The organism is Stenotrophomonas maltophilia group sp. RNC7 (genome assembly GCF_030910085.1).
In the GTDB taxonomy this organism is placed as follows: domain Bacteria; phylum Pseudomonadota; class Gammaproteobacteria; order Xanthomonadales; family Xanthomonadaceae; genus Stenotrophomonas; species Stenotrophomonas sepilia.
In genome coordinates, this window is the sequence record NZ_JAVFVN010000176.1 from 1 (window position 1) to 597 (window position 597).

General features: G+C 30.0%; 2 protein-coding genes. Both read right to left on the reverse strand.

All coding sequences use genetic code 11. The features are described from left to right. A partial coding sequence (locus RCF13_RS02350) for a DUF4046 domain-containing protein (protein WP_308140800.1) occupies positions 1 to 299 on the reverse strand: 299 nt, incomplete at its 3' end. Between the two features lie 87 nt (positions 300 to 386). After that, a partial coding sequence (locus RCF13_RS02355; protein ID WP_308140801.1) for a hypothetical protein occupies positions 387 to 597 on the reverse strand: 211 nt, incomplete at its 5' end.

Below are 597 nucleotides of genomic sequence, written 5' to 3' on the forward strand. Positions count from 1 at the left end.
GTAAACTTTAGTTCCCATTCTTTAAATTGATCAGGATATAAGTCGTTTAACATGGCATATGGGCTACTATTATATACGATTGCTATCATACCACCTAGTTTGTATTTTTTAATAAGCTTGCCATCCCAACCTTTTTTGATATCATCTGCGTTCCATTTTAATACGTATTCTATTAGGTATTTTGTAACTCTTCTCGCAAATAAGTTCTTATCTCCTTCACTCCAAACATAGTAAGGGAAATTCGATCTTTTTCCATCTAGTATCTCTTGATATATATCTTCAATGCTAATTGCATTCAAAAAAACCACCCATTTCAAATGTTTATAATTACAATTATAAAAGGCACAATTTAACTAGTAAAATTGTACCTTTTCTCAAAAAAAATTTTAGTTTTTCACCAGTTTAAATTGTGTACTAATCCATTCATCTACCATTGTTTCTGATTTGAAGAATAAACTAGCAATATGTATTAGTTCAGAAAACATAATATCATCTATACGTATAAGATGAGTTCTATAGGATGCACTTGTAACTACTCCACCCTCTGATAAACTACAATCTAATCGTTCGTCCTTTTTCGTATCAGTATATACGTTA